General features: G+C 71.0%; 19 protein-coding genes and 2 pseudogenes. 11 read left to right on the forward strand and 10 right to left on the reverse strand.

Annotated elements, in window-relative coordinates; translation table 11 throughout:
- Together hemQ and hemG are read right to left on the reverse strand one after the other, a co-directional pair.
- The gene (gene hemQ / locus ACFZDI_RS30895; RefSeq protein ID WP_234846477.1) at nucleotides 1–744 is read right to left on the reverse strand and encodes a hydrogen peroxide-dependent heme synthase; all 744 of its coding nucleotides are present in this window, start codon (nucleotides 742–744) and stop codon (nucleotides 1–3) included.
- Nucleotides 745–749: 5 nt separating this feature from the next.
- Nucleotides 750–2,198, reverse strand: coding sequence for a protoporphyrinogen oxidase (gene hemG, locus ACFZDI_RS30900; RefSeq protein ID WP_391254984.1), 1,449 nt, complete (start codon nucleotides 2,196–2,198; stop codon nucleotides 750–752).
- A 157-nt stretch (nucleotides 2,199–2,355) separates the two neighbouring features.
- Here hemG and ACFZDI_RS30905 point away from each other — a divergent pair, with 157 nt between their 5' ends.
- Both ACFZDI_RS30905 and ACFZDI_RS30910 read left to right on the forward strand, forming a co-directional pair.
- Entirely contained in the window at nucleotides 2,356–3,336 is a 981-nt protein-coding gene (locus tag ACFZDI_RS30905; protein WP_391254987.1) for a DUF4349 domain-containing protein, read from the forward strand.
- Between the two features lie 27 nt (nucleotides 3,337–3,363).
- Nucleotides 3,364–4,752 (forward strand): FAD-dependent oxidoreductase, encoded by a 1,389-nt coding sequence (locus tag ACFZDI_RS30910; RefSeq protein ID WP_361109972.1) that lies wholly within the window; start codon nucleotides 3,364–3,366, stop codon nucleotides 4,750–4,752.
- 97 nt (nucleotides 4,753–4,849) lie between these two features.
- Here ACFZDI_RS30910 and ACFZDI_RS30915 read toward each other — a convergent pair whose 3' ends face one another.
- Nucleotides 4,850–5,182 carry a hypothetical protein gene (locus tag ACFZDI_RS30915; RefSeq protein WP_234846481.1) on the reverse strand — a complete coding sequence of 111 codons (333 nt, stop codon included), beginning with the start codon at nucleotides 5,180–5,182 and terminating at the stop codon, nucleotides 4,850–4,852.
- Between the two features lie 114 nt (nucleotides 5,183–5,296).
- Nucleotides 5,297–6,364, reverse strand: coding sequence for a uroporphyrinogen decarboxylase (gene hemE / locus ACFZDI_RS30920; protein WP_391254991.1), 1,068 nt, complete (start codon nucleotides 6,362–6,364; stop codon nucleotides 5,297–5,299).
- A gap of 102 nt (nucleotides 6,365–6,466) precedes the next feature.
- Here hemE and ACFZDI_RS30925 point away from each other — a divergent pair, with 102 nt between their 5' ends.
- From ACFZDI_RS30925 to ACFZDI_RS30935, 3 genes are all read left to right on the forward strand, one after another.
- Nucleotides 6,467–7,141, forward strand: a complete 675-nt coding sequence (locus ACFZDI_RS30925; protein WP_391254994.1) for a DUF3000 family protein — start codon at nucleotides 6,467–6,469, stop codon at nucleotides 7,139–7,141.
- A gap of 342 nt (nucleotides 7,142–7,483) precedes the next feature.
- Nucleotides 7,484–8,146 (forward strand): response regulator transcription factor, encoded by a 663-nt coding sequence (locus ACFZDI_RS30930; protein ID WP_003993737.1) that lies wholly within the window; start codon nucleotides 7,484–7,486, stop codon nucleotides 8,144–8,146.
- Between the two features lie 187 nt (nucleotides 8,147–8,333).
- The gene (locus tag ACFZDI_RS30935) at nucleotides 8,334–9,623 is read left to right on the forward strand and encodes an HRDC domain-containing protein (RefSeq protein WP_391254997.1); all 1,290 of its coding nucleotides are present in this window, start codon (nucleotides 8,334–8,336) and stop codon (nucleotides 9,621–9,623) included.
- A 108-nt stretch (nucleotides 9,624–9,731) separates the two neighbouring features.
- Here the strand turns inward: ACFZDI_RS30935 and ACFZDI_RS30940 are convergent.
- Nucleotides 9,732–9,854, reverse strand: a pseudogene (locus ACFZDI_RS30940) (carbohydrate ABC transporter permease); the annotation flags it as partial.
- A gap of 12 nt (nucleotides 9,855–9,866) precedes the next feature.
- Here ACFZDI_RS30940 and ACFZDI_RS30945 point away from each other — a divergent pair.
- The 5 genes and pseudogenes from ACFZDI_RS30945 to ACFZDI_RS30965 form a co-directional block, all read left to right on the forward strand.
- A pseudogene (locus tag ACFZDI_RS30945) lies at nucleotides 9,867–10,086 on the forward strand (substrate-binding domain-containing protein); the annotation flags it as partial.
- Between the two features lie 120 nt (nucleotides 10,087–10,206).
- The gene (locus tag ACFZDI_RS30950) at nucleotides 10,207–11,424 is read left to right on the forward strand and encodes an acetyl-CoA C-acyltransferase (RefSeq protein ID WP_234846485.1); all 1,218 of its coding nucleotides are present in this window, start codon (nucleotides 10,207–10,209) and stop codon (nucleotides 11,422–11,424) included.
- The gene (locus tag ACFZDI_RS30955) at nucleotides 11,421–13,550 is read left to right on the forward strand and encodes a 3-hydroxyacyl-CoA dehydrogenase NAD-binding domain-containing protein (protein ID WP_361109964.1); all 2,130 of its coding nucleotides are present in this window, start codon (nucleotides 11,421–11,423) and stop codon (nucleotides 13,548–13,550) included. Before ACFZDI_RS30950 ends, ACFZDI_RS30955 begins: the two co-directional genes overlap by 4 nt.
- A gap of 162 nt (nucleotides 13,551–13,712) precedes the next feature.
- On the forward strand, nucleotides 13,713–15,152 hold the full coding sequence (locus ACFZDI_RS30960; protein WP_391255001.1) for a cellulose binding domain-containing protein: 1,440 nt from the start codon (nucleotides 13,713–13,715) through the stop codon (nucleotides 15,150–15,152).
- Nucleotides 15,149–16,636, forward strand: coding sequence for a polysaccharide deacetylase family protein (locus tag ACFZDI_RS30965; protein ID WP_391255004.1), 1,488 nt, complete (start codon nucleotides 15,149–15,151; stop codon nucleotides 16,634–16,636). Before ACFZDI_RS30960 ends, ACFZDI_RS30965 begins: the two co-directional genes overlap by 4 nt.
- 85 nt (nucleotides 16,637–16,721) lie before the next feature.
- Here ACFZDI_RS30965 and ACFZDI_RS30970 read toward each other — a convergent pair whose 3' ends face one another.
- The 3 genes from ACFZDI_RS30970 to ACFZDI_RS30980 form a co-directional block, all read right to left on the reverse strand.
- Nucleotides 16,722–18,485, reverse strand: coding sequence for a glycosyltransferase (locus ACFZDI_RS30970; protein WP_391255007.1), 1,764 nt, complete (start codon nucleotides 18,483–18,485; stop codon nucleotides 16,722–16,724).
- Entirely contained in the window at nucleotides 18,482–19,753 is a 1,272-nt protein-coding gene (locus ACFZDI_RS30975; RefSeq protein ID WP_391255009.1) for a nucleotide sugar dehydrogenase, read from the reverse strand. Before ACFZDI_RS30975 ends, ACFZDI_RS30970 begins: the two co-directional genes overlap by 4 nt.
- Before the next feature lie 230 nt (nucleotides 19,754–19,983).
- On the reverse strand, nucleotides 19,984–21,003 hold the full coding sequence (locus ACFZDI_RS30980) for a hypothetical protein (protein ID WP_391255012.1): 1,020 nt from the start codon (nucleotides 21,001–21,003) through the stop codon (nucleotides 19,984–19,986).
- 81 nt (nucleotides 21,004–21,084) lie between these two features.
- Between ACFZDI_RS30980 and ACFZDI_RS30985 the strand changes: the two genes are divergently transcribed.
- Nucleotides 21,085–21,456, forward strand: coding sequence for an NTP pyrophosphohydrolase (locus ACFZDI_RS30985; protein ID WP_234846492.1), 372 nt, complete (start codon nucleotides 21,085–21,087; stop codon nucleotides 21,454–21,456).
- 158 nt (nucleotides 21,457–21,614) lie between these two features.
- Here ACFZDI_RS30985 and ACFZDI_RS30990 read toward each other — a convergent pair whose 3' ends face one another.
- Both ACFZDI_RS30990 and dxs read right to left on the reverse strand, forming a co-directional pair.
- A complete protein-coding gene (locus ACFZDI_RS30990) occupies nucleotides 21,615–23,129 on the reverse strand; it encodes an amino acid permease (RefSeq protein ID WP_391255015.1) in 1,515 nt (504 codons plus the stop codon).
- A 182-nt stretch (nucleotides 23,130–23,311) separates the two neighbouring features.
- The gene (gene dxs, locus ACFZDI_RS30995; protein ID WP_391255018.1) at nucleotides 23,312–25,234 is read right to left on the reverse strand and encodes a 1-deoxy-D-xylulose-5-phosphate synthase; all 1,923 of its coding nucleotides are present in this window, start codon (nucleotides 25,232–25,234) and stop codon (nucleotides 23,312–23,314) included.
- Nucleotides 25,235–25,316 lie beyond the last annotated feature (82 nt).

A 25,316-nucleotide genomic window follows, 5' to 3' on the forward strand; every position in this document is an offset into this window, starting at 1 on the left:
TCAGGCCAGCGAGGCGACCAGCTCGGCGATGTCCTTGCGGCGGCCGGTGTAGAACGGCACCTCTTCGCGGACGTGCCGGCGGGCCTCCGAGGCGCGCAGGTGACGCATGAGGTCGACGATGCGGTACAGCTCGTCCGCCTCGAAGGCGAGGATCCACTCGTAGTCGCCGAGGGAGAACGAGGCGACGGTGTTGGCGCGCACGTCCGGGTAGCCGCGGGCCATCTTGCCGTGGTCGGCGAGCATGCGGCGGCGGTCCTCGTCGGGCAGCAGGTACCAGTCGTAGGAGCGCACGAAGGGGTAGACGCTCACGTAGTCGCGGGGCGTCTCGTCGGCGAGGAACGCCGGGATGTGCGAGCGGTTGAACTCGGCGGGGCGGTGCAGCGCCATGTTCGACCAGACGGGCTCCAGGGCGCGGCCCAGCCTCGTCCGGCGGAAGAGGTTGTACGCCTCCTGCAGCGCGTCGCTGGTCTCCGCGTGCCACCAGATCATGAGGTCGGCGTCGGCGCGCAGGCCCGAGACGTCGTACGTGCCGCGGACCGTCACGTCCTTGGCGGCGAGCTGGTCGAACAGCTCCTGCACCTCGTCGGCGTACCCGGTGCGGTCCTCGGGGAGGACGTCCTTCAGCTTGAAGACGGACCAGAGCGTGTAGCGGATGACCTCGTTGAGGTCCTTGGCCAGCTTGCCCTTGTTCGGGATGCGGTCGGGCCCGGCGCTGGAGGCCGTGGTGGAGGCGTCGTCACTCATGCCTCTCATTCTCCCGCTCCGCCGTGCAGACTCTGCACCGGGTGGGCGGTGAGCTCCTGCACACCCCGCAGGTCGCCGTGGATCTGGTCGGCGGCGGCCCGGGCGCTCGCGATGCAGGCGGGGATGCCGACGCCGTCGTACGCGGCGCCGCAGACGGCGAGGCCGGGCAGGCGCGCGACGTGCTCCCGGATGCGGGCCACGCGCGCGTGGTGGCCGACGGGGTACTGGGGCAGACCGTCGTCCCAGCGGGTGACGCGGGTGGCGACCGGGGCGGCGTCGAGGCCCGTCGCCGCCTTGAGGTCGCACCGGGAGACCTCGACCAGCTCGCTGTCGTCGCGCCGGAGGATCTCCGTCTCGCCGTACCGCCCGACAGAGGTGCGCAGGACGACCAGGTCCGGGTTCTCGTCGGCGATCCAGCCCCACTTCTGCGAGGCGAACGTGGACGCCTTGATGGTGTGTCCGTCGACCGGCGGTACGAGGAAGCCGCTGCCGTCGGGCAGGGCCGTCTCGCCGCGGCGGTAGGCGAGGGTGACCAGGGCCATGGAGGCGTACTCGACGGCGTCGAGCTCGGCGGCGGCCCCGGGGGTCTCGGCGCGCAGCAGCCGGGCGGCGACGGGGGCGGGGGCGGCGACGACCACGGCGTCCGCGCGCCACTCGCGCTCACCCGAGACGACCTGCCAGCCGCCCTCGGGTGTGCGACGCAGCTCCCTCACCGGCGTCCGGGTGAGGATCTCGCCCCCGCGTGCCCGGACGGAGTCGGCCACCGCGAGGGGCAGGGTGCCGATGCCGCCCCGGATGCCCATGAACACCGGGCCGGTCTGCCCCTGGGCGGCGGCCGCCCTGGCCTGGAGCTCGCGGACCCCTTCCGTCAGGGAGGTGTGGGTGCGGGCCACCTGGAAGAGCTGCGGGACGGCCGAGCGCATGGAGATGCGGTACGCGTCGCCCGCGTACACCCCGCCCAGCATGGGCTCCAGCAGACGGTCGACGACCTCGCGGCCGAGGCGCTCCGCCACGTACTCCCCCACCGCCACGTCGTCACCGACCTCGGTGCGGGGCAGTTCGGCGTCCTGCTCGATGCGGGCGAGGCCCTCCTCGGAGAGCACTCCGGCCAGGGCGGACGCGGTGCCGGGCACGCCCATCACATGCCCCTTGGGGAAGGGGCGCAGGGCGCCGCGGGTCCACAGCGAGGCCGTCGCCGTGGCCGGGGGCTGGAGGCGGTCGGCGAGGCCCACCGCGCGGGCGAGTGCCACGGCCTCGGGGCGGCGGGCCAGCATCGACTCGGCGCCGAGGTCCACGCGGGCGCCCGCGACCTCCCCGGGCAGCAGCTTGCCGCCGACCCGGCCGGAGGCCTCCAGCACGGTCACCCGCGCCCCGCGCTCCAGCAGCCGGTGCGCGGCGGCCAGCCCCGCGACACCCGCCCCGATGACGACGACCCGCCCTTGAACTTCGCGCATGCCCCCAGCCTCTCAGACCTCACCGACAGCGCCGCCGCGCCCCGGTGTCCTTCACGAGTCCCGACCGTGACCGCATCGGAACCGTCCCGGGCCAAACGATCCGCGCCGTCCGGGCGTCGAAGAAACGTCAGCAGAATCCACCCGGGGGGATGCCCGCATGTGCACACGACGATCCGTACGACACCCCGCGTCGGCCCTGGCCGCACTCCTGGTGGCGGGCGCCCTCGCCCTCACCGGGTGCAGCGCCGGGGACGACGCGTCGGGCGGCAGCAGCTCCGCCGCCGACCGCGGGGCGGACCACAAGGGCGTCTCGGGCGAGGCCGCCCCCGGCGGCACCGGGAGCGGCGCGAAGGCCACGGCACCGCCGAAGCTCACCCCGGGCCACATCATCCGCACCGCCTCCCTGACCGTGCAGGTCAAGGACGTCCCCAAGGCCCTGGACCAGGCCCGCACCGGTGTGCAGAACGCGGGCGGCTACGTCGGCGACGAGACCACCACCCGGGACGCCGAGGGCCACGAGCGCACCCGGGTCGTGCTGCGCGTGCCCGTCGAGAAGTACGACGAGGTCCTCGCCGGTCTGGAGGGCGCCGGCAAGCTCCTCGACCGCAACGCGAAGGCCGAGGACGTCACCGACCAGGTCGTGGACGTGGAGAGCCGGATCAAGACGCAGCGGGCCAGCGTGGCCAGGATCCGCGAGCTGATGGACCAGGCCACCGAGCTCAGCGACGTGGTGACCCTGGAGGGCGAGCTGAGCACCCGCCAGGCCGACCTGGAGGCGCTGCTCGCCCGGCAGAAGTCCCTGAAGGACCGCACCAGCCTGGCCACCGTCACGCTGTCGCTGTCCGAGACCCCGGTGAAGCAGGAGACGAAGGACGACGACCCGGGGTTCGTGGACGCGCTCGCGGGCGGCTGGAACGCCTTCGTGACGATGCTGCGCTGGCTCACCGTGGTCCTCGGCGCCGTCCTGCCGTTCGCGGCGGTGGCCGCGCTGATCGTCTGGCTGTGGCTGCGCGTCGTACGCCCCCGGCTCCCGCGCCGCCCCGCACCCGCGTCCGCGGCGACCACGCTGGGCCCGCTGCCGACCGCACGGCCGGCACCCGAGTCCGCGCAGCGGGGAACGCCGGGTGAGCGGGACTGAAGTGGCCTGCTCCCGTAGCGTGTTCGCATGAACATGAGCCGTACACGGGAGCGACTGGTCGTCATCGGCGGTGACGCCGCGGGCATGTCCGCGGCGTCCCAGGCGCGCCGTCTGAAGGGCCCCGACGAGCTGGAGATCGTGGCGTTCGAACGAGGCCATTTCACGTCGTACTCGGCGTGCGGCATCCCCTACTGGGTCGGCGGCGACGTCACCGACCGGGACCAGCTCGTCGCCCGCACCCCAGAGGAGCACCGCGCCCGCGCCATCGACCTGCGGCTGCGCACCGAGGTGGTGGAACTCGACCTCGACGGGCAGCGGGTACGCGCCCGGGACGTCGACTCCGGCGAGGAGTCCTGGACGTCGTACGACAAGCTCGTGATCGCGACCGGCGCCCGCCCGATCCGGCCGGACATGCCCGGGGCCGACGCGGCCGGGGTGCACGGGGTGCAGACCCTGGACGACGGCCAGGCGCTCCTCGACACACTGGCGCACACGCGGGGCCGCCGCGCGGTGGTCGTCGGGGCCGGGTACATCGGTGTGGAGATGGCCGAGGCGCTCATCAAGCGCGGCTACGAGGTGACGGTCGTCAACCGCGGCAGCGAGCCCATGTCGACCCTCGATCCCGACATGGGCCGTCTGGTGCACGAGGCCATGGAGGGCCTGGGCATCACGATGGTGAACGACGCCGAGGTCACGAAGATCCTGACCGGCGACGACGGGGCGGTGCGGGCGGTGGTCACCCAGGACCGCGAGTTCCCCGCGGACGTCGTCGTGCTCGGCATCGGCGTCCGCCCGGAGACGGCCCTCGCGCGGGACGCCGGCCTCCCCCTCGGCCCGCACGGCGGTCTCCTCACCGACCGCTCGATGCGGGTGCGCGGCCGGGAGAACATCTGGGCCGGCGGCGACTGTGTCGAGGTCCTCGACCTGGTCTCGGGCCAGGAGCGGCACATCCCGCTCGGCACCCACGCCAACAAGCACGGCCAGGTCATCGGCACCAACGCCGGCGGTGGTTACGCCACCTTCCCGGGCGTGGTCGGCACGGCGGTCAGCAAGGTCTGCGACCTGGAGATCGCCCGCACGGGCCTGCGCGAGAAGGACGCCCACCGGGTGGGCCTGCGCTTCGAGTCGGTCACCATCGAGTCGACCAGCCGGGCGGGCTACTACCCGAACGCCTCCCCGATGACGGTCAAGATGCTCGCCGAGCACCGCACGGGCCGCGTCCTCGGCGTCCAGATCGTCGGCCGGGAGGGCGCGGGCAAGCGGGTCGACATCGCGGCGGTCGCCCTCACGGCGGGCATGACGGCGGAACAGATGACGGCCCTGGACCTCGGCTACGCCCCACCGTTCTCCCCTGTCTGGGACCCGGTCCTGGTAGCGGCCCGCAAGGCGGCGGCGAAGGTGCGCGGTTCGTTGTAAAAGGGGGGCGGAGCTCGCCCCAGGGGCGCGGGGAACTGCGCGACGAGCCACAGACGTCGCGCACTCGGCAACGATCCCGCACCCCTGCGGCGAATCCTTACGCCGTCCCCGCCGTGCCGTTGATCCGGTCGATCGCCTGCCGCGCCTGCTCGGCCGGCGGCCGCGACGGCAACGAGGACACCGACGCGGCCCCGGCCGTCACCGCCGGCGGCTGTTCCCCCGCCGGCTTCGCGTGCGAGGCCACCCGTGTCGAGCGCAACCGGTGGTTCACCGCCTCCTCCAGCGTCACGGGCCGCCGCAACTGGGTCGCCAGCCGCCCCGCCTCCTGGCCGAGGCGGGCCACGTCCTCCCAGGGCAGCCGCACCACCAGCGTCAGCTCCGCCTCACCGTCGGGCAGTGCGTGCATGGCAGGAGTAGCTCGGTCGTTCATCGCCTGTTCCTCACGTCGGCCCCGCGACCCGCCTTCCCCGCGCCGCGGGCGGTTGCCGACACATACGCACGCCCGTGCGGCCGCGTTCACCGAACCGGCCGATCGGGCCCCGCGTCAGCGCGCGGTCAGCGTGTGCACGTGCTCGACCAGCCGCGTCAGGGCGTCCGGGTCCGTGGACGGCATGACGCCGTGTCCCAGGTTGAATACGTGCCCCTCGAGGTCCTTCGCCGAGTCCAGGACCTCGCGGGTCTTGGCCTCGACGGCCTCCGTCGGGGCGAACAGCACCGTCGGGTCGAGGTTGCCCTGGAGCGCCTTGCCGGGACCGACCCGGCGGGCGGCCTCGTCCATCGGAACGCGCCAGTCGACGCCGACGACATCCGCGCCGGCCTCGCCCAGGAGGCCCAGCAGCTCGCCGGTGCCGACGCCGAAGTGGATGCGCGGGACGCCGTAGCCGGCGACGGCCTCGAAGACCTTCGCCGAGGCCGGGAGCACCGATCGGCGGTAGTCGACGGGGGCCAGCGCGCCGGCCCAGGAGTCGAACAGCTGGACCGCCGAGGCGCCCGCCTCGATCTGCACCTTCAGGAACGCGGCGGTGATGTCCGAGAGACGGTCCAGCAGGTCGGCCCACAGCTCCGGGTCGCCGTACATCATCGCCTTGGCGTTCTCGTACGTGCGGGACGGGCCGCCCTCGACGAGGTAGCTGGCGAGGGTGAAGGGGGCGCCGGCGAAGCCGATGAGGGGCGTGGCGCCGAGCTCGCCGGTCAGCAGGCCGATGGCCTCGGTGACGTAGGAGACGTCCTCGGGGGTCAGGTCGCGCAGCTGCGTGAGGTCCGCGCGGGTGCGGACGGGACGCTCGACGACCGGGCCGACGCCGGGCTTGATGTCGAGGTCGATGCCGATGGCCTTGAGCGGGACGACGATGTCGCTGAAGTAGATCGCCGCGTCCACGCCGTGCCGGCGCACCGGCTGCAGCGTGATCTCGGTGACCAGCTCAGGCCGCATGCAGGACTCGAGCATCGGGATGCCCTCGCGCACCTTGCGGTACTCCGGCAGTGAGCGCCCGGCCTGTCGCATGAACCACACCGGTGTGTGCGGTACGGGCTCGCGCCGGCAGGCCTTGAGGAAGGCTGAGTCGTACGTGGCGGACGGCTGCTGGGCCCGGGGGGCGTCGTTGGCACTCACGGGGCCAAGTTTCGCACGGCGTGGAACGGCGTGATTCAGCCCCTGGAGAGGTGCGGGGTGTCTAGCCCCGCACCTCGGCTCGGGTCCCCGTAATCTTCCCGCATGGCTGCGGCTCAGGGACGACTGTCGGACGGCGCTGGCGGAATGGACGAAGCGAAGGACACCGAGAACGACCGGCGGGAGGCGGACTCCGCCCCGCTGCCCTTCCGGGCCGCCGTCGACGCGCTCAAGGCGGCGCGGCTGCGGCCCCAGATCGAGGTAGAGCCGACACCCCCGCCGAAGCGGCTCGCTCCGCACAGCTACGCGCTGGAGGCCGCGGTCGTCGACGGCGACCAGGACCTGGCCGACGGCCGGCTGGTGCTGCTGCACGACCCGGCCGGGCACGACGCCTGGCGGGGCATGTTCCGGCTGGTGACGCTGGTGCGCGCGGAGCTGGAGCCGGAGATGGCGGCGGACCCGCTGCTGCCGGAGGTGTGCTGGACCTGGCTGACGGGCGCCCTCCAGGCCCGGGGGCTGACCGGCGGAGAGCCGAGCGGCACCGTCACACGCGCGAGCTCCCACTACTTCGGCGGGCTGTCGGCGCGCCCGGCCGCCTCGCAGATCGAGATCCGCGCGTCCTGGACGCCGCGCGAGGGCCTGGGCGGCGTCCCGGACACGGCGGCGCACCTGGCGGCCTGGTGCGATCTGCTCGCCCAGATCGCGGGGCTCCCCCCGGCCGTCCCCGGCGACGCCTCGGTGGTGACGCTGCCGCAGCGACGGGGTCCGCAGTCCCGCTGACCAGCTTCTGACCTGCCTGAACGACCTCTGACCGCCCCGCACTGATCGACCTTGTGCGGGGCGGTCAACCATGTCCGGTCGACGATCACACCTGAGTACCCCTCTTGGCCGAATCACTTTGTCGATACGGCCACTTTCGACCGCGTACCGACGCAGACCGAAACCGTCCGGCCTTCGAATGATCGACCGCGTGTCCGAATTGCACGGATTGTTATCACCGAATCGTGATCATTCTCTAAAGGCGGACGGGTTTGGTGCCGAAGACGACTGTGACCTTGAAAGCACGGTTCGTCCCGGCTTCATCCCCCCGAGCCGGCCCCGTCCCGCACCCCAGGAGGCCTGGTGTCCGTTCTCCTCGAGCAGCCCGCAAGCCTGGTCGCCTACCGCCCGAACAAGCCGACCGCCATGGTGGTCGTGGCCGACCCGCGCGTCCGCTCCACCGTCACCCGCCACCTGTGGGCGCTCGGTGTGCGCGACGTCATCGAGGCCTCGTCCATCGCGGAGGCTCGTCCCCGCATCGGCAACCCCCGCGACATCTGTGTCGCAGACGTCCACCTGCCGGATGGCTCCGGCCTCACGCTGCTGTCGGAGACCCGCGCCGCGGGCTGGCCCAACGGGCTCGCCCTCTCCGCCGCCGACGACATCGGCGCCGTGCGCAACGCACTCGCCGGCGGCGTGAAGGGTTACGTCGTCACCGGCACCCGCACCAACGTCGGGCTCCCCACCCGGCCGGGCGCCGCCCCCATCGGTGCCGCCGCCGCCCGCCTGCACCGCCGCCCCCCGGGTGCCCCGAGCCACCCGGGCGGCTACCGCGAACTGTCCGGCCGCGAGGTCGAGGTGCTGCGACTGGTCGCGGAAGGCCAGTCGAACAAGGCGATCGGCGTCTCGATGGGCCTGTCCGCCCTGACCGTCAAGAGCCACCTCGCCCGCATCGCCCGCAAGCTCGGCACGGGCGACCGCGCCGGCATGGTCGCGGTGGCGCTGCGGACCGGAATCATCCACTGACCCGCTCCACACCGGCCCTTCGTGACCCTTCTCCTACGTGACGCGGGACCGGCCGCCGGCCCCGTTCACGTCACTCACGGTTCGTGAACCCGCCGCTTCCCCGACATGACTGGTTTGCGACCCCCCGGCGCCCGCCGACGGAACGTTCCGTCGGCGGGCGCTGTCCATACATGGATACCCTTGACAGGTGACCGACGCCCACGACACCGCAGCAGACGGCCCACTGCGAACCACCGGAGGCGCCCCTCCGGACGACGGCGGATCTTCTGTTACGGAGGCGCCGATCCCTCTGCTGGAGCCGCGTGAGGGCATTCCGCCCGTCATCGCCGACGAGACCGCCCTGGCCCGGGTGATCGCCGCCTTCGAGGCGGGGACCGGGCCCGTCGCCGTCGACGCCGAGCGCGCGTCCGGCTACCGCTACGGGCAGCGCGCCTACCTCGTCCAGCTGCGCCGCGAGGGCGCGGGGACGGCCCTGATCGACCCCGTGGCCTGCCCCGACCTGTCCGCCCTCGGTGACGCCCTGTCCGGCGTCGAATGGGTGCTGCACGCCGCCACCCAGGACCTGCCCTGCCTGCGCGAGATAGGCATGGTGCCCACCCGCCTGTTCGACACGGAGCTGGCCGGGCGGCTCGCCGGGTTCCCCCGGGTCGGCCTCGGCGCGATGGTCGAGAGCGTGCTGGGCTACGCCCTGGAGAAGGGCCACTCCGCGGTCGACTGGTCGACCCGGCCCCTGCCCGAGCCCTGGCTGCGCTACGCGGCGCTGGACGTCGAGCTGCTCGTCGACCTGCGCGACGCGCTGGAGAAGGAGCTGGACCGGCAGGGCAAGCTCGAATGGGCCCGCCAGGAGTTCGACGCGATCGCCTCGGCTCCCCCGCCCGAGCCCCGCAAGGACCCGTGGCGGCGTACGTCCGGCATGCACAAGGTGCGCCGGCGGCGCCAGCTGGCGATCGTACGGGAGCTGTGGCAGACCCGGGACCGGATCGCGCAGCGGCGGGACGTCTCGCCCGGCAAGGTGCTCGGGGACGCGGCCATCGTCGAGGCCGCGCTGGCGGTTCCGGCCAATGTGCACGCGCTGGCCGCGCTGAACGGATTCGGCCACCGCGTCGGCAAGCGGCAGCTGGAGCAGTGGCAGGCGGCGGTGGACCGGGCGAAGGCGCTGAGCGAGGCGCAGTTGCCGCAGCCGGGGCAGCCGGTGGCCGGCCCTCCGCCGCCGCGCGCCTGGGCCGACAAGGATCCCGCGGCCGCGGCACGGTTGTCCGCGGCCCGGGCCGGGGTGACGGCGCTGGCCGAACAGCTGAACATGCCGCAGGAGAACCTGATCACCCCGGACACGGTGCGGCGGGTGTGCTGGGAGCCTCCGGCGGTCGTGGACGCGGAGTCGGTGGCCACGGCCCTGGCCGGACACGGGGCTCGGCCGTGGCAGGTGGAGCAGGTCACACCGGTGCTCGTGGAGGCGCTGTCCGTCAAGGAGGCCTAGCCGCCGTCGGGTTTCTCGTCGTGCGGCGGCTGCGGGTGGTCTTCGGCTTGTCGCGCCGACGCGGCGGAGCCGCATTCGACACAGCCCCGCGCCCCTCGGGGCGTCAGGGAACACGACCGAGGTGGGGACGATCACCAGGATCGCTCCCGCCGGGATCGTCTCCCCGTGGGTTCCGAAGGGGCCCTTGAAGCGGAACAGCGACGTCGAGATCACGCCAAGATCTTCCGAGGGCGGCTGCGGGGGCCGGAGGACGTGGCGCTGCCGGACTGGGACGACTCACAGCTGTGCCGGCTGACGCATCCGACGCTGTCGGCGATGAGCCATGACGTGCACGGTTTTGGAGCGGCGTGGCCCCGGACGTTGTTCTCCGTGATCACCCGGGGACGCGGACGCGGCCGGATCACAGCCCGTGCCTACGCCGCTACTGACGCCGAGAGGGTCCACGTCACCCCCGAAGGTGTGACCTTCACCGCTCCACCCGCCAGGACTGTGCAGCTACGTTACCCATAAGTAGCATGGGCCTGAGCGCGCGCTCAGCGCATCGCAGCAGCAATGCAGATCCTGACCCTGGAGGAGAGCCATCGTGCCTCGTACCGTCAGGGACGTCGTCTTCGTCGACGGCGTCCGCACCCCGTTCGGCAAGGCGGGCCCGAAGGGCATCTACCACGAGACCCGTGCCGACGACCTCGTCGTGAAGGCGATCCGGGAGCTGCTGCGCCGCAACCCCGGACTCGACCCGAAGAAGATCGACGAGGTCGCCATCGCCGCGACCACGCAGATCGGTGACCAGGGCCTGACCATCGGCCGCACCGCCGGGATCCTCGCGGGTCTGCCGCAGTCCGTGCCGGGCTACTCCATCGACCGCATGTGCGCCGGCGCTCTGACCGCCGTCACCTCGGTCGCCGGTTCCGTGGCCTTCGGCGCCTACGACATCGCCATCGCGGGCGGTGTCGAGCACATGGGCCGCCACCCCATGGGCGAGGGCGTGGACCCCAACCCCCGGTTCGTCTCCGAGAAGCTGGTCGACGAGTCCGCCCTCTTCATGGGCATGACCGCGGAGAACCTGCACGACCGCTACCCGCAGATCACCAAGCTGCGCGCCGACGAGTACGCCGTGCGCTCCCAGGAGAAGGCCGCCAAGGCGTACGCCAACGGCAAGATTCAGGCCGACCTGGTGCCGGTCTCGGTCCGCCGCACCAACGCCGAGGCCGGTGAGACGGGCTGGGGCCTGGTCACCGCCGACGAGCCGATGCGCCCGGGCACGACCCTGGAGAACCTCCAGGGCCTGAAGACCCCGTTCCGCGTCCACGGCCGGGTCACCGCCGGTAACGCGGCCGGTCTGAACGACGGCGCCACCGCCTCGCTCATCGCCTCCGAGGACTTCGCGCGGGAGCACGACCTCCCCGTGAAGATGCGCCTGGTCTCCTACTCCTTCGCGGGCGTCGAGCCGGAGGTCATGGGCTACGGCCCGATCCCGGCGACGGAGAAGGCGCTGGCCCAGGCCGGGCTGTCGATCTCCGACATCGGCCTGTTCGAGATCAACGAGGCCTTCGCCGTCCAGGTCCTGGCCTTCCTCGACCACTACGGCATCGCCGACGACGACGAGCGCGTCAACCAGTACGGCGGCGCCATCGCGTTCGGCCACCCGCTGGCCTCCTCCGGCGTCCGTCTGATGACGCAGCTGGCCCGCCAGTTCGAGGAGCAGCCGCACGTCCGCTACGGCCTGACCACCATGTGCGTCGGCTTCGGCATGGGCGCGACGGTCATCTGGGAGAACCCGCACTTCGAGGGGGACAAGTGAGCACCACCGCCGAGCTTCTGAAGCAGGCTTCCGAGCTGTTCCCGGACGAGGTCGTCACGAGTGCGCACGTACGCCACTTCGACCTGCCGCTGGGTGCGGGCCGTTTCGCCCTGATCACCCTGGACAACGGCCACGACCACACTAAGCCGACCACCTTCGGCCCGGCCTCGCTGGCGAACCTGAACGCCGCGATCGACCAGGTCGAGAAGGAGGCGGCGGACGGCGAGATCACCGGCGTCGGCATCACCGGCAAGCCGTTCATCTTCGCGGTCGGCGCCGACCTCAAGGGCGTGGAGATCCTCAAGGAGCATGAGCACGCGCTCGCCATCGGCAAGGGCGGCCACGAGGTCTTCAAGCGGCTCTCCAAGCTGGCCGTGCCGACCTTCGCGTACTACAACGGCGCCGCGATGGGCGGCGGTGTCGAGGTCGGTCTGCACTGCACCTACCGCACCGTCTCCGCGGCCGTGCCGGCGTTCTCGCTGCCCGAGGTCTTCCTCGGTCTGGTCCCCGGCTGGGGCGGCTGCACGCTGCTGCCGAACCTGATCGGCCCCGAGAAGGCCGTCTCGGTGATCATCGAGAACAGCCTCAACCAGAACAAGCAGCTCAAGGGCAAGCAGGTCTTCGAGCTCGGTATCGCCGACGCGATCTTCGAGGGCGCGGACTTCCTGGAGCAGTCGCTGATCTGGACCGCGGCCGTCCTCAAGGGCGAGCTGGAGATCGAGCGCCCGGTGATCGACCGCGGCGAGGCCTGGGACCAGGCCGTCGCCAAGGGCCGCTTCATCGCGGACTCCAAGGTGCACGGCGCCGCCCCGGCCGCCTACCGCGCCCTGGACATCATCAGCGCCGCCAAGAACGGCGACCTGCAGCAGGGCTACGACGCCGAGGACAAGGCCCTCGCCGACCTCATCATGGGCGGCGAACTGCGCTCCGGCATCTACGCGTTCAACCTGGTGCAGAAGCGCGGCAAGCGCCCGGCCGGTGCCCCGGACAAGAGCCTGGCCCGCCCGGTCACCAAGGTCGGTGTCGTCGGCGCCGGTCTGATGGCCAGCCAGCTCGCGCTGCTGTTCCTGCGCCGCCTGGAGGTGCCGGTCGTGCTGACCGACATCGACCAGGAGCGCGTCGACAAGGGTGTGGGCTACGTCCACGCCGAGATCGACAAGCTGCTCGGCAAGGGCCGCATCAACCAGGACAAGGCCAACCGCCTCAAGGCGCTGGTGTCCGGTGTGCTGGACAAGGCCGAGGGCTTCTCGGACGCCGACTTCGTCATCGAGGCGGTCTTCGAGGAGATCGGCGTCAAGCAGCAGGTGTTCGCGGAGGTCGAGGCGGTCGCCCCGGCGCACGCCATCTTCGCGACGAACACCTCCTCCCTCTCCGTCTCGGAGATGGCCTCGAAGCTGAAGCACCCCGAGCGGGTCGTCGGCTTCCACTTCTTCAACCCGGTCGCGGTCCTGCCGCTGCTGGAGATCGTGCGCGGCGAGAAGACCGACGACGCCTCGCTGGCCACGGCCTTCGCCGTCGCCAAGAAGCTGAAGAAGACCGCGGTGCTCACCAAGGACGCCCCGGCGTTCGTCGTGAACCGCATCCTGACCCGCTTCATGGGCGAGATCCAGAACGTCATCGACGAGGGCACCCCGGTCGAGGTCGCCGAGAAGGCCGTCGAGCCGCTCGGGCTGCCGATGTCCCCGCTGGTGCTGCTGGAGCTGGTCGGCCCGGCGATCGGCCTGCACGTCTCGGAGACCCTCAACCGGGCCTTCCCGGACCGCTTCACGGTCTCTCCGAACCTCGCGGCCGTCGTCAAGGCGGGCAAGCGCGGCTTCTACGTCTACGACTCCGGTAAGCCGGAGCTGGACCCCGAGGTCGCCGCGCTGCTGAAGCAGGGCGACACCGTCCTGACGGAGGAGCAGGTCCGCGAGCGCGTGCTCGACGCGGTGGCGCAGGAGATCGGCATCATGCTCGACGAGGGTGTGGTCGCCGAGGCGCAGGACATCGACCTGTGCCTCATCACGGGCGCCGGCTGGCCCTTCCACCTGGGCGGCATCACGCCGTACCTGGACCGCGAGGGTGTCTCCGAGCGCGTGAACGGCAAGAGGTTCCTGGCGCAGGGCGTCGCGAGCGTCCCGGCGTAACGCGTTACCCCTGAGGGGGGTGGGGCGTACGGTAACAATCCGTGCACCCGCCCCCCTTTCTGCATGCCGCCACAGATAGGATCCTCACACAATCCGACCATTGTTTACCTGACTCTGACGGTCTCCACCCCGGACCGCAGGGTGTCCTCGAAGGAGTCCTGCGTGGCGTCCCCTCGTCGCCGAACACCCCGACGCCGGGTCTGGCCCAAGATCAGGCTCCTGCTCCTCGTGGCGGTCGTCGCCGCCGGCGGCACCGCGCTGTATCCCGTGTGGAAGGCCGCGAACCCGGACCCGCCCGAGCTGAGGGTCCGCTACCGGACCGACACCCCGGCGACGGCCGCGGCGGCCAAGCCGTCCTTCGAGGTCTTCAACGACACCGGGAAGTCACTGCCGTTGAGCGATGTGACGCTCCGGTACTGGTTCACCGCCGACGACGACGCTTCGTACGCCTTCAACTGTGTCAACGCAGTCTTCGGCTGTTCGAACGTGGCCGGCCGGATCGTGGCGATGGACCAGGCCACCGACACCGCGGACCACTACCTGGAGGTCCGCTTCACGGCAGCGGCGGGCAGCCTCGACTCGGGCGCCAACAGCAAGGGCATCGACCTCCAGCTCTTCCGCACCGACCACAAGAAGCTGAAGCAGTCCGACGACCGCTCCTTCGACGCGGAGATGACCAGCTACAAGGCGGCGGAGAAGGTCACCGCCTACAAGCGCGGCGTCCTCGTCTGGGGTGAGGAGCCGGACGGCACCGAGGCGAGCGACGAGAAGAAGACGGCGGCGAAGACCGCACCCGAGCCGCTGCCCGCCCAGCCCTCCGGCGTGCTGTTCGACGACTTCACGTACCAGGGCCCCAAGGACCCGGCCCTGTTCAAGCACGGCTGGCTGGTCCGCACCAGCAAGGGCGGCCCGGGCGTGGAGAACACCTGGTCCGCGAGCGGCGTCAGCTTCCCCACCGCCGAGGGCTCCCACGCCGACGGCCAGGTGCTCAACCTGCGGGCGAGCACGGACGGCACCAAGGCCGGGACGAAGCAGGCGAGCCTCGGCACGGCCGCGAGCAAGTTCCGCGACGGGACCTACGCGGCGCGCATCCACTTCAGCGACGAGCCGGCCACCGGGGACAGCGGCGACCACGTCAACCAGACCTTCTACACTATCGGGGGCAAGGGCTCGACGTACAGCGAGCTGGACAACGAGTACATGCCGAACGGCGGCTGGGGCCGGCCCGGCCCCAAGCTCGACACGGTGACCTGGTTCGACCACAAGACGAACGACCGGGTGTACAAGACCACCAACAAGAGCCTCGACACCTGGCACACCGTGCTGATCCGGGTGAAGGACGGCGTCGTCGCCTACTGGCTCGACGGCAAGAAGCTCTTCCTCAGCAACGGCAAGTACGCCCCACGCGCGGACATGTCCGTGAACTTCAACCACTGGTTCATCGACCTGCCGTTCAAGGGCGAGCGCGCCTGGGACATGAAGGTGGACTGGCTCTACTACAACGCGAACGAGACCCTGTCGGCGAAGCAAGTGCAGTCCGCTGTCGACGGCTTCACCGACGAGGGCATGAACTACTTCGACACGGTTCGGGAGTCCCGGTGAGGAAAAGGCGGTCCGGCGCCCACAGGCACGCGGCGGAGGCGACGGAGGACAAGCCGGTGGTGAGCAGGCGCTCCGCCCTGCTGATGGGTGGCACGGGAGGCGTCGCCATGGCCGGCGGCGGCGCGTGGCTGGGCAAGGTGGTGGCGCAGCCCGCCGCCGCCCCGGCCGCAGCGGGAGGCATCGGCGGCCTCACCACGCCTCCCCTCTACGCCCCCTCGGGGCGCCGCCCCAAGTACCGCCGGGCCACCTGGTCCCAGCAGTTCCAGTCCGGCCACGGCTGGACGCCCGGAGGGGCGGGCACGGCGTCGGCCGAGGCGAACGACACGTCCGTCTTCGTCCGCGGCACCCAGTCGGTGCGGGTGACCACGGGCGGCAACGGCAAGCAGAGCTACGTCCGCAAGACGGGCATGCCGGCGATGAGCCTGACGGGCAAGATGATCCGGCTGGTCTTCCGCGTCGAGGACGTGACGAACCTGGCCAAGCTCGTCTTCTACCTGGGCAGCGGCTCCCTGGCGAACCACTTCGCCTGGACCCACCACGTCCACTCCAAGACCTCGGCCAACTACGTCCAGTCCGGGGAGTGGGTGACCGTCCACCTCCAGTGGGCCGACGTCAACGCGGCGGCCGGCACGTACTCCATCGGCGCCGACGGCAAGCCGTCCACGAAGACCGGCTTCACCGACATGTCGTTCGCCGTGTACGACGACGCGGGCGGCCCGGTGACCTACCGGCTGCAGGCGGTCGAGCTGATACCGGACACCGTCTCGGTCTTCCCCAAGGGCGTCGTCTCCATCACCTTCGACGACTCCCACAAGTCGGTCCACGACCTGGCCCGGCCGGTCATGGACCGCTTCGGCTTCCCCGGCACGGTCTACAACATCGCCGACGCCATCGGCACCGGCAGCTTCCTGACGCTGAACCAGATGCGGTCGATGCAGGACTTCTCGGGCTGGGAGATGGGCGGCCACTCGTACGCGAACGCCGTCCACACGGCCAGCTACCCCAAGCTCACCGCGGAGCAGGCCGACGACGACTTCCGCAAGCTGCGCGAGTGGCTGGTGTCCAACGGCTTCACCAGTGAGCACTTCGCCTATCCGCACGGCGCGTTCCAGAAGACGTCCGACGGGGTCCCGGTCGACCAGATCGCGAGCCGGCACTTCACCACGGCCCGGTCGATCATCTCCGAGACGATCGAGTCGTTCGCCCCGGCGATGCCGTACCGCCTCAAGGCGCTGACGGGCATCAACGACGGCACGGGGATCGGCGGTACGGCCCTGTCGAAGCTGACGGGCGCGGGCGGCCGGCTCGACCGGTGCGTCAACAGCGGCGACTGGCTGATCCTGTGCCTGCACAAGGTCGTCGACGGCGCCCCCGCCACGAGCACGGAGATCGGCAAGGCGGGCCTGGAGACGCTGATGAAGGCGATCGACGACCGGGACATCCCGGTGCTGACGGTCGAGGAAGCGATGGCCTCCTACGCCTGAGGCCCGGGCCCGCACGCCCGGCGTCCGGACGCACAAGAGAGGGGCGGCCCCCCGGCCGCCCCTCTCTCCGTTCTCTCCCGCGGCGTTACCAGCCGCCCTGCCCGTAGCCCTGGCCCTGGCCCTGCGGCCACGACGGGTCCTGGTGCGGATAGCCACCCTGCTGCGGGACGTGGCCGCCCTGGCCCGGGTACTGCTGCTGGTACGGGTCGTGGTGCCCGGGGTGGCCGCCGCCCTGCCACTGCTGCTGACCGGCCGGCTCCGGCGCCCCCCAGCTCACGCGCTGCTGCGGGACGGCCGCGTGGTGCTCCTCGTGGTAGCCGGGGATCGGTTGCGGCTGGGAGGGGATGCCGCCCGTCGGCCGGGGCCGGGTGCGCAGCGCCACGCCCTCCAGACGCATCAACTGGAGCGTCTCGGTGACCTTCTTGTCGGAGTACGGGTCCTCTTCCTCGAAGATCTCCGTCACGTCGCTCTCGTGGTCCCCGGCGACGGACACCTCGACACCGCCCTGGCGGGTGCCCCAACTGCCCTTGTGGAGCGTGAACAGGGCGTAGAAGCGCAGCGGGGTCAGCAGCGTCAGCTGGATCACGCCGTAGATCGGCGCGAGCAGGAACATGCCGAACCGCTTGACGAAGCCCATCCCGCGCCGCGGGAAGTCGAGGTAGCGCACGTTGCGCAGGTAGCCCATCAGCACCATGAAGACCAGGTAGTCGCCGATGTGGTTGACGAACTGGGCGGGCTTCATGATGGGCAGGATGACCATCGAGTAGAACATCGCCGAGCCGAAGACCAGCCACAGGGCGAGTTCCATGCAGGTGAGCCAGAAGGCGGGCCGGTACTTCTTCTGGTGCCGGAACGCCCACAGCGACTCGCGGAAGAAGGACTTGTTCCAGCGCACCTGCTGGCGCAGGAAGTGCGGCAGCTTCTCGGGGACGGCCGTGTAGCCGACGGCGGTCTCCTGGAAGACGACCTGGCCTTCCATCAGGCAGTAGTTGGTCATGCGGCGGTCGTCACCGAAGACGGCCGGCTTGCCCAGGAACTGCTGGTTGAGGAAGTCCGGCAGGTACTTGCGCACCAGCGTGCCGCGGTACGCGGAGAGCGCGCCGCAGCAGCACAGGACCGACTTCAGCCGGGAGTAGGCGGCCCGCTCGAAGAGGAACGAGTTGCCGTAGCGCAGGTCCTGGAGGCGGGTGAAGATGTTGCTGTCGTGGTTGAGCGCGAGGACCATGCCGGTGGAGGCCATGATCTTCTCGTCGGCCAGCGGAAGCAGCAGCTCGCGCACGGTGTCCCGGGACAGCACGGTGTCCGAGTCGACGCACAGGAAGATGTCGGAGTACGGGGCGGCCTCGAAGCCGAGTGCCAGTGCCTCGCGCTTGCCCTTGTTCTCGGGCTGGACGCTGACGGTGTACTTGACGCCCTTGGCCTCGAACTCGCGGCGCAGCTTCTTCGCGGCCCGGATGCCCGAGTCGTTGGCGCTGGCGTCGTCGATGATGTGGATCTCGTTGGGCAGGCGGCTCTGCGCGAGGAGGCTGCGCATGCCCTGCTCGAACATCACCGGATCCTCGTTGTAGATCGGGATGACCGCGGTGACCCAGGCGTTCTCCAGGTACTCCAGTTCCTCCCGCCCGGCCTTGGCGGGACGGTAGAAGAGGGCGCCGAACATCTTCAGGGCCAGCAGGCCCATGGCGCCCATCGAGTACAGGTGGAGGGAGCCGGCGTCGAGCCGGGTGGCGATCAGCGCGGCCAGGCCCAGGAAGACGAAGTACGAGACCTTCAGGTGCCGCCGCTTGCGGTGCGCTCGGCGCCCACCGGAGTCGACGGCCCCGGGTATGTACGTATCTTCGGAAGTCACAGCTTGACCACCCGCGGGTGGTCGGCGGACTTGCCCCGGGTGTCGAAGAGGGCCCGGGCCCGGTCGGCGAGCTCGTCGAGGTCGATCTCGCGGTGCGGCTGGAGCAGGATCGTCAGGTCGGCGGCCTCGGCGGCGGCGAGGTAGTCCTCGGCCCGCTCCACGGGCGCACCGGCGACGTGCCAGTCCTCGACCCGCGGGTCGAAGTAGACGAGCTCGGCACCGCGCGCGAGGAGGTTCTCCGCGACGGCCAGGGCCGGGCTCTCCCGCTGGTCGGAGATGTCCGGCTTGTAGGTCACGCCGAGCAGCAGGACCCGCGAGCCGCGCACGGCCTTGCCCTGGTCGTTGAGCAGGTCGGCGGCCCGGTTCACCACGTGCACGGGCATCCGCTGGTTGATCTCCTGCGCCAGCTCCACGAACCGGAACGGGATGCCCAGCGAACGCACCTTGTACGAGAGGTAGTTGGGGTCGATCGGGATGCAGTGCCCGCCGACGCCCGGGCCGGGGTAGAACGGCGCGAACCCGAACGGCTTGGTGGAGGCGCACCGGATGGCGTCCCACAGATCGACGCCGATCTCCCGGCAGAACATCGACATCTCGTTGACGAGGGCGATGTTGACGTGCCGGTACGTGTTCTCCAGCAGCTTGGCCATCTCGGCCTCGCGGGTGCCCTTGGCCTCGACGACCCGGTTCACGAACCGCTCGTAGAGGGCGCGGGCGGCCTTGGTGCAGTCGGCCGTGATGCCGCCGACGACCTTGGGGGTGTTCTCCAGGCCGAAGGAGGGGTTGCCCGGGTCGATGCGCTCCGGGGAGAAGGCGAGGTGGAAGTCGACGCCGACGGTGAGCCCGCCGGCCTCCAGACGCGGCCGGACGACCTCGTCGGTCGTGCCGGGGTACGTCGTGGACTCCAGCACGACGAGCGTGCCGGCGGTGAGGTGCGCGGCGATGTCGTCGACGGCGGCGTGCACCGCACCGAGGTCCGGGGCGCCGTGGTCGGTGAGCGGCGTGGGAACACACACCACGACCGCGGCGGTGTCGGCGATCACATCGGCCCGGTCGACGGCCTCGAAGCCCTGCTCCAGCATGGCCCGCACTTCGGCGTCGGTGATGTCGTCGACATGTGAACGGCCGGCGTTCAGTCCGTCGACCACCCGTCGGCTGCGGTCGAGACCGACCACCTTCAGGCCCGCGGCGGCGGCGGACCTGGCCAACGGCAGGCCCACGTAACCGAGTCCGACAACGACAAGATCCACCGTGGAGGATCTGCTCACGACATCATTCCCAACCCCGTTGCCACGGCGTCAGCCAGACGCAGCAGCAACCGGCCCCCCGAGGAAAATCGAACAAGTCCGAGGAGGCTAACAAGACCTTCACTTTTTGACCATGTTCACCAAAGGTGCGCCTTGTCACGTACACATCTGTACAACCCTTGACACATCTCAGGTGTCTGGAGCGACAAGAACCACGGAATGAAGGACTCTGTTCCGCTTACCGGAAGGGTTCAGAGCTCCCTCCAGGCCTCCAGTGCGAGCCCCGGTTCGTCCTTGCGCCGGGTGAGCAGCACGGTCCCCGTGGAGGGCGTGAGAGAGGCGGCGACGACCTCCTCGTGCTCGTCGAGCGCCACCGACACCACGGCCTCGGCGGGCAGCCGGGGGCCGGACTCGGTCCACCAGGCGCCGGCCGACTCCTGCTCGGTCGGATACGCGGCGAAGGCGACCCGGCCGCTCGCGGACCGCTGTGCGAGCACGGTGCAGTCGTGCCCCTCGATGACACACCGTACGGCGGACACGGGTCCCGGACCGGCTGAGGGCAGCAGGGTCACCGGCTTCTCACCGGGACGCCAGGCGCACACATCGCCCGAGCCGTCGGTGAAGAAGAGGGTGGTGTGCTCGGCGGACGTGGCGAGCGCGCGCAGGGTGCCCGCACGGACGGACGTGTCGACGCCCTCGGTCCGCACGGGCTTCTTGCCGTCCCCCTCCTGCCGCCAGTGCAGGATCCCGCCGGGCGCACAGGCGTACAGCTCGACCCGCCCCGACTCGCCCGTCACAGGGGCCAACTCCCCCTCGACACCGTGCCCTTCGAGGTCCAGCCAGCCGCCCCAGCCGCCCTTCACCTTCTGGTTGCGCAGGCTGACCCCGCCGCTGCCGTTGCGGACGAAGACATAACCGCGCCCCGCCCCGTCCACGGTCACGGCGGGCGGTCCCGTACGGTCGCCCTTCTTGTCCGGGTGGCCGATGGGAGTCCAGTCCAGGGCTGCGAGGTGGGGGCGGAAGTGCGTGGAGTGCACGAGCCCGGACTCGCCCGGGGCGGTGGGCCGCCAGGCCGCCAGATGCGCGTAGCCGTCGGTGCCTTGTCCGACCGCCGCCCCCGGGTGCAGCTTCTGGGCCCCGCCGACGGTTCGCGGGGCGTCCTCCCAGGGGCCGCCGGGGCCGCGTTCCGCCCGGCACAGGACGGCGTCGCCGGAGGGCAGATAGACGGTGAGGCGGCCGTCGCGGCCGCGGATGAGCCAGTCGCCGTTCACGTGTTCACTTTATGCGGCCGCCCCAACCCGGCGCGCCCGCCCTCCCCCGCCCCGGCCCGTCTCCCGTGCGACCCTGGCCACATGAACGAGCCCTCACCTCTCCTCGTCGTGGTCGACGCCGCGAACGTCATCGGCTCGGTGCCGGACGGCTGGTGGCGGGACCGCCGGGGTGCGGCGGAACGGCTGCGGGACCGTCTGGCGTCGGACGGGGTTCCGGCCGTCGCCGGCCCGGTGGACATCGTCCTGGTCGTGGAGGGGGCGGCGCGCGGGGTGGAGTCCGTGCCCGGGGTACGGGTGTCGTCCGCCCCGGGCAGCGGCGACGACCACATCGTCGAAGTCGTCGCCTCGGCCGGCGAGCGCCCCGTCCTGGTGATCACGGCGGACCGGGAGCTGCGGAGGAGGGTCGGGGAGCTGGGGGCGGAGGTGGCGGGGCCACGGTCTGTCCGCCCGTAGGAGCGGGGCTGGGGCCGGTCGGGTCCGCAACCCGGCGGAGCGTGGTGCCGCTGCGCCCACCCGTGCCGCCCTTGGCGGCACGATTGCCCGCAGCTGGGGAGGAGGCCACCGGCGCGGCCCCGACCCCCCACCCGGCGAGAAGGCGGAGCCGCAGCCGTCTACGGCGTGCCACCGCCCACGCTCGGCTGCTCCTTGCCCGCCTCCTGGCGGGCCAGGCGGCTGTGGGTGCGGCTGTACAGGAAGTAGACAAAGAAGCCGGCGGCCATCCAGATGGCGAAGCGGACCCACGTCTCGGCCGGCAGGTTGATCATCAGCCACAGCGAGGCGCACACCGACAGGATCGGGATGACCGGCACCCACGGGGTACGGAACGCCCTGGGCAGGTCGGGCCGGGTCTTGCGGAGGATGATCACGCCGATCGCGACGACCACGAAGGCGAACAGCGTGCCGATGTTGACCAGCGCGGCGAGTTCCGTCAGCGGCGTGAACCCGGCGAGCACGGCGATGATCACACCGAGCAGGATGGTCGGCCGGTGCGGCGTCTTGAACCGCGGGTGGACCCGCGAGAAGAACCGCGGCAGCAGCCCGTCCCGGCTCATCGCGAAGAACACACGCGTCTGCCCCAGCAGCAGGATCATGCACACCGTCGTCAGGCCGACGGCGGCGCCGAAGCTGATGAAGCCCGCGAACCACGGATGCCCGGTGGCCTTGAACGCGTCGGCGAGCGGCGCGTCCACGTCCAGCTTCGTGTAGTGCTGCATACCGGTGACGACGATCGACACGAGGACGTACAGCGTGGTGCAGATGATGAGCGAGCCGATGATGCCCCGCGGCATGTCCCGCTGCGGGTTGCGCGTCTCCTCCGCCGCCGTGGCCACCACGTCGAACCCGATGAACGCGAAGAACACGACCGAGGCCGCGGTGAAGATGCCCATCACGCCGAAGTTGGACGGCGCCCAGCCGAACATCAACTGGATCAGCGGCGAGTCGAGACTGGACCCCGCCTCCACCGGCTTCTCCTTCGGGATGAACGGGTCGTAGTTCTTCCCCTCGATGAGGAACGCACCGGCGATGATCACCACGAGGACGACCGTGACCTTGATGGCGACGACGAGCGACGTGATCCGCGCGGACAGCTTCATGCCGATCACGAGGATGCCCGTGAGGACGAGGACCAGCGCGGCGGCGAGGATGTCGAAGCCGAAGACGTCGGAGCCCTCACGGCTGCCCAGGGCCGCGGGCATCGTCCAGCCCGCGTTCTCCATGAGCGACTGGATGTACCCCGACCAGCCGACGGCCACCACCGCCGTGCCGAGCGCGAACTCCAGGACGAGGTCCCAGCCGATGATCCAGGCGGGCAGCTCACCGAGGGAGGCGTACGAGAACGTGTAGGCGGACCCGGCGACCGGGACCGTGGACGCGAACTCGGCGTAGCACAGCGCGGCGAGCGCGCAGGCGACGCCGGCCGCCACGAACGCCAGGGCCACCGCGGGCCCCGCGTTGTTCTTGGCGACTGTGCCGGTGAGAACGAAGATGCCGGTACCGATGATCACACCGACGCCGAAGACGGTCAGATCCAGCGCGGACAAGGACTTCTTGAGCGCGTGCTCTGGTTCCTCGGTGTCGAGGATGGACTGCTCGACCTTCTTCGTCCGGAAGAGGGTACTGCTCACGGGGTACCTCCCACGCTTGTCGTCCTCGACATGATCGAGAGGTGGCACCATCCGTATGCCCCGGCACGGGCCAATTCACGCCAATGGGCCGGTTCCACCACCCTCATGGTGGGGAAACCGGCCCACACAGAACCCGTTCGGCCGTGTCGGCCGCGCCCGTCGCGTCTGTCGCTTCGGTGCCGTCAGTCGCGCGCGGCGTCCACGGCGTCCGCCGCACTGCGCTCGTAGCGGCCGTCCAGCTTGGCGACCAGTCCGGTCACCTGCCGGGCGATGTCCGGCGCGGTGAGACCGATCTCCGCCAGGACCTCCGCACGCGAGGCGTGGTCGAGGAAGCGCGGCGGGATGCCGAAGTCGCGCAGCGGCACGTCGACGCCCGCGTCGCGCAGCGCCTGCGCGATCGCCGAGCCGACGCCGCCGACGCGGCTGTTGTCCTCGACGGTGACGACCACGCGGTGCTGCTCGGCGAGCGGCGCCATGGCCTCGTCGACGGGCTTGACCCAGCGCGGGTCGACGACGGTCGTGGAGATGCCCTGCTTGTCGAGCAGGCCGGCGATCTCCAGGCACATCGGCGCGAGGGCGCCGACGGAGACCAGCAGCACGTCCGGCCGGTCGGTGCCGGGCTCGCGCAGGACGTCCATGCCGCCGACGCGCCGCAGGGCCGGCACGGCGGGGCCGACGGCGCCCTTGGAGAAGCGGACCACGGTCGGTGCGTCGTCGACGGCGACGGCCTCGCGCAGCTGGGCACGGACCTGGTCGGCGTCGCGCGGCGCGGCCAGCCGCAGCCCGGGCACGACCTGAAGGATCGACATGTCCCACATGCCGTTGTGGGAGGCGCCGTCGGTGCCGGTGACACCGGCTCGGTCGAGGACGAAGGTCACGCCGCACTTGTGCAGCGCCACGTCCATCAGCACCTGGTCGAAGGCGCGGTTGAGGAAGGTGGCGTACACCGCGAACACCGGGTGCACGCCGCCCGTGGCCAGGCCGGCCGCGGAGACGGCGCCGTGCTGCTCGGCGATGCCGACGTCGTAGACCCGTTTCGGGAAGCGCTTGGCGAACTTGTCCAGGCCCACCGGCTGGAGCATGGCGGCCGTGATGGCGACGATGTCCTCGCGCTCCTCGCCGAGCTTGACCATCTCCTCGCCGAAGACGGACGTCCAGTCGGCGCCGGAGCTGGCGATCGGCAGGCCCGTGTCGGGGTGGATCTTGCCGACGGCGTGGAAGCGGTCCGCCTCGTCCTGGAGGGCGGGCTGGTAGCCGCGGCCCTTCTCGGTGAGGCAGTGCACGATGACCGGCCCGCCGAACCGCTTGGCCTTGGCGAGCGCGGACTCCAGCGCCTCCAGGTCGTGCCCGTCGATCGGACCGACGTACTTCAGGCCCAGGTCCTCGAACATGCCCTGCGGGGCGATGAAGTCCTTCAGGCCCTTCTTGGCGCCGTGCAGGGTGTCGTAGAGCGCCTGCCCGACGACGGGGGTGCGCTCCAGGACCTCCTTGGTACGGGCCAGGAAGCGCTCGTAGCCGTCCGTGGTGCGCAGGGTCGCCAGGTGGTTGGCGAGGCCGCCGATGGTCGGCGCGTAGGACCGCTCGTTGTCGTTGACGACGATGACGAGGGGGCGGTCCTTGGCGTCGGCGATGTTGTTCAGCGCCTCCCAGGCCATGCCGCCGGTCAGCGCGCCGTCACCGATCACGGCCACGACGTGGTCGTCGCGCTTCATGATCTGGTTGGCCTTGGCGATGCCGTCGGCCCAGCCGAGGACGGTCGAGGCGTGCGAGTTCTCGATGACGTCGTGCTCGGACTCGGCCTGCGAGGGGTAGCCGGACAGGCCGCCCTTCATCTTCAGCTTCGAGAAGTCCTGGCGGCCGGTGAGCAGCTTGTGGACGTAGGACTGGTGGCCGGTGTCCCAGAGCACCTTGTCCCTCGGCGAGTCGAAGACCCGGTGCAGGGCGATGGTGAGCTCCACCACGCCGAGGTTGGGGCCGAGGTGACCGCCGGTCTTGGAGACCGCTTCGACGAGGAAGCTCCGGATCTCCTCGGCCAGCTGGTTCAGCTCCTCCGGGTTGAGCCGGTCCAGATCGCGCGGTCCCCTGATACGGGTCAGCAGCGGCACCCGTGCCTCCTTGCAGTAGAGCTGTTGCCGGGCTTGTCGAGTCTAATGTTCCGCCTTTGCGGGCGGCGCCGGGGCTGTGCGT

Source organism: Streptomyces sp. NPDC007907 (assembly GCF_042959365.1).
Lineage (GTDB): Bacteria > Actinomycetota > Actinomycetes > Streptomycetales > Streptomycetaceae > Streptomyces > Streptomyces indiaensis.

Bases quoted from the DNA above. Each gene is read 5' to 3' on its own strand.
- hemQ (WP_234846477.1), bottom strand. From the start codon at position 744: ATGAGTGACGACGCCTCCACCACGGCCTCCAGCGCCGGGCCCGACCGC.
- hemG (WP_391254984.1), bottom strand. From the start codon at position 2,198: ATGCGCGAAGTTCAAGGGCGGGTCGTCGTCATCGGGGCGGGTGTCGCG.
- ACFZDI_RS30905 (WP_391254987.1), top strand. From the start codon at position 2,356: ATGTGCACACGACGATCCGTACGACACCCCGCGTCGGCCCTGGCCGCA.
- ACFZDI_RS30910 (WP_361109972.1), top strand. From the start codon at position 3,364: ATGAACATGAGCCGTACACGGGAGCGACTGGTCGTCATCGGCGGTGAC.
- ACFZDI_RS30915 (WP_234846481.1), bottom strand. From the start codon at position 5,182: ATGAACGACCGAGCTACTCCTGCCATGCACGCACTGCCCGACGGTGAG.
- ACFZDI_RS30925 (WP_391254994.1), top strand. From the start codon at position 6,467: ATGGCTGCGGCTCAGGGACGACTGTCGGACGGCGCTGGCGGAATGGAC.
- ACFZDI_RS30985 (WP_234846492.1), top strand. From the start codon at position 21,085: ATGAACGAGCCCTCACCTCTCCTCGTCGTGGTCGACGCCGCGAACGTC.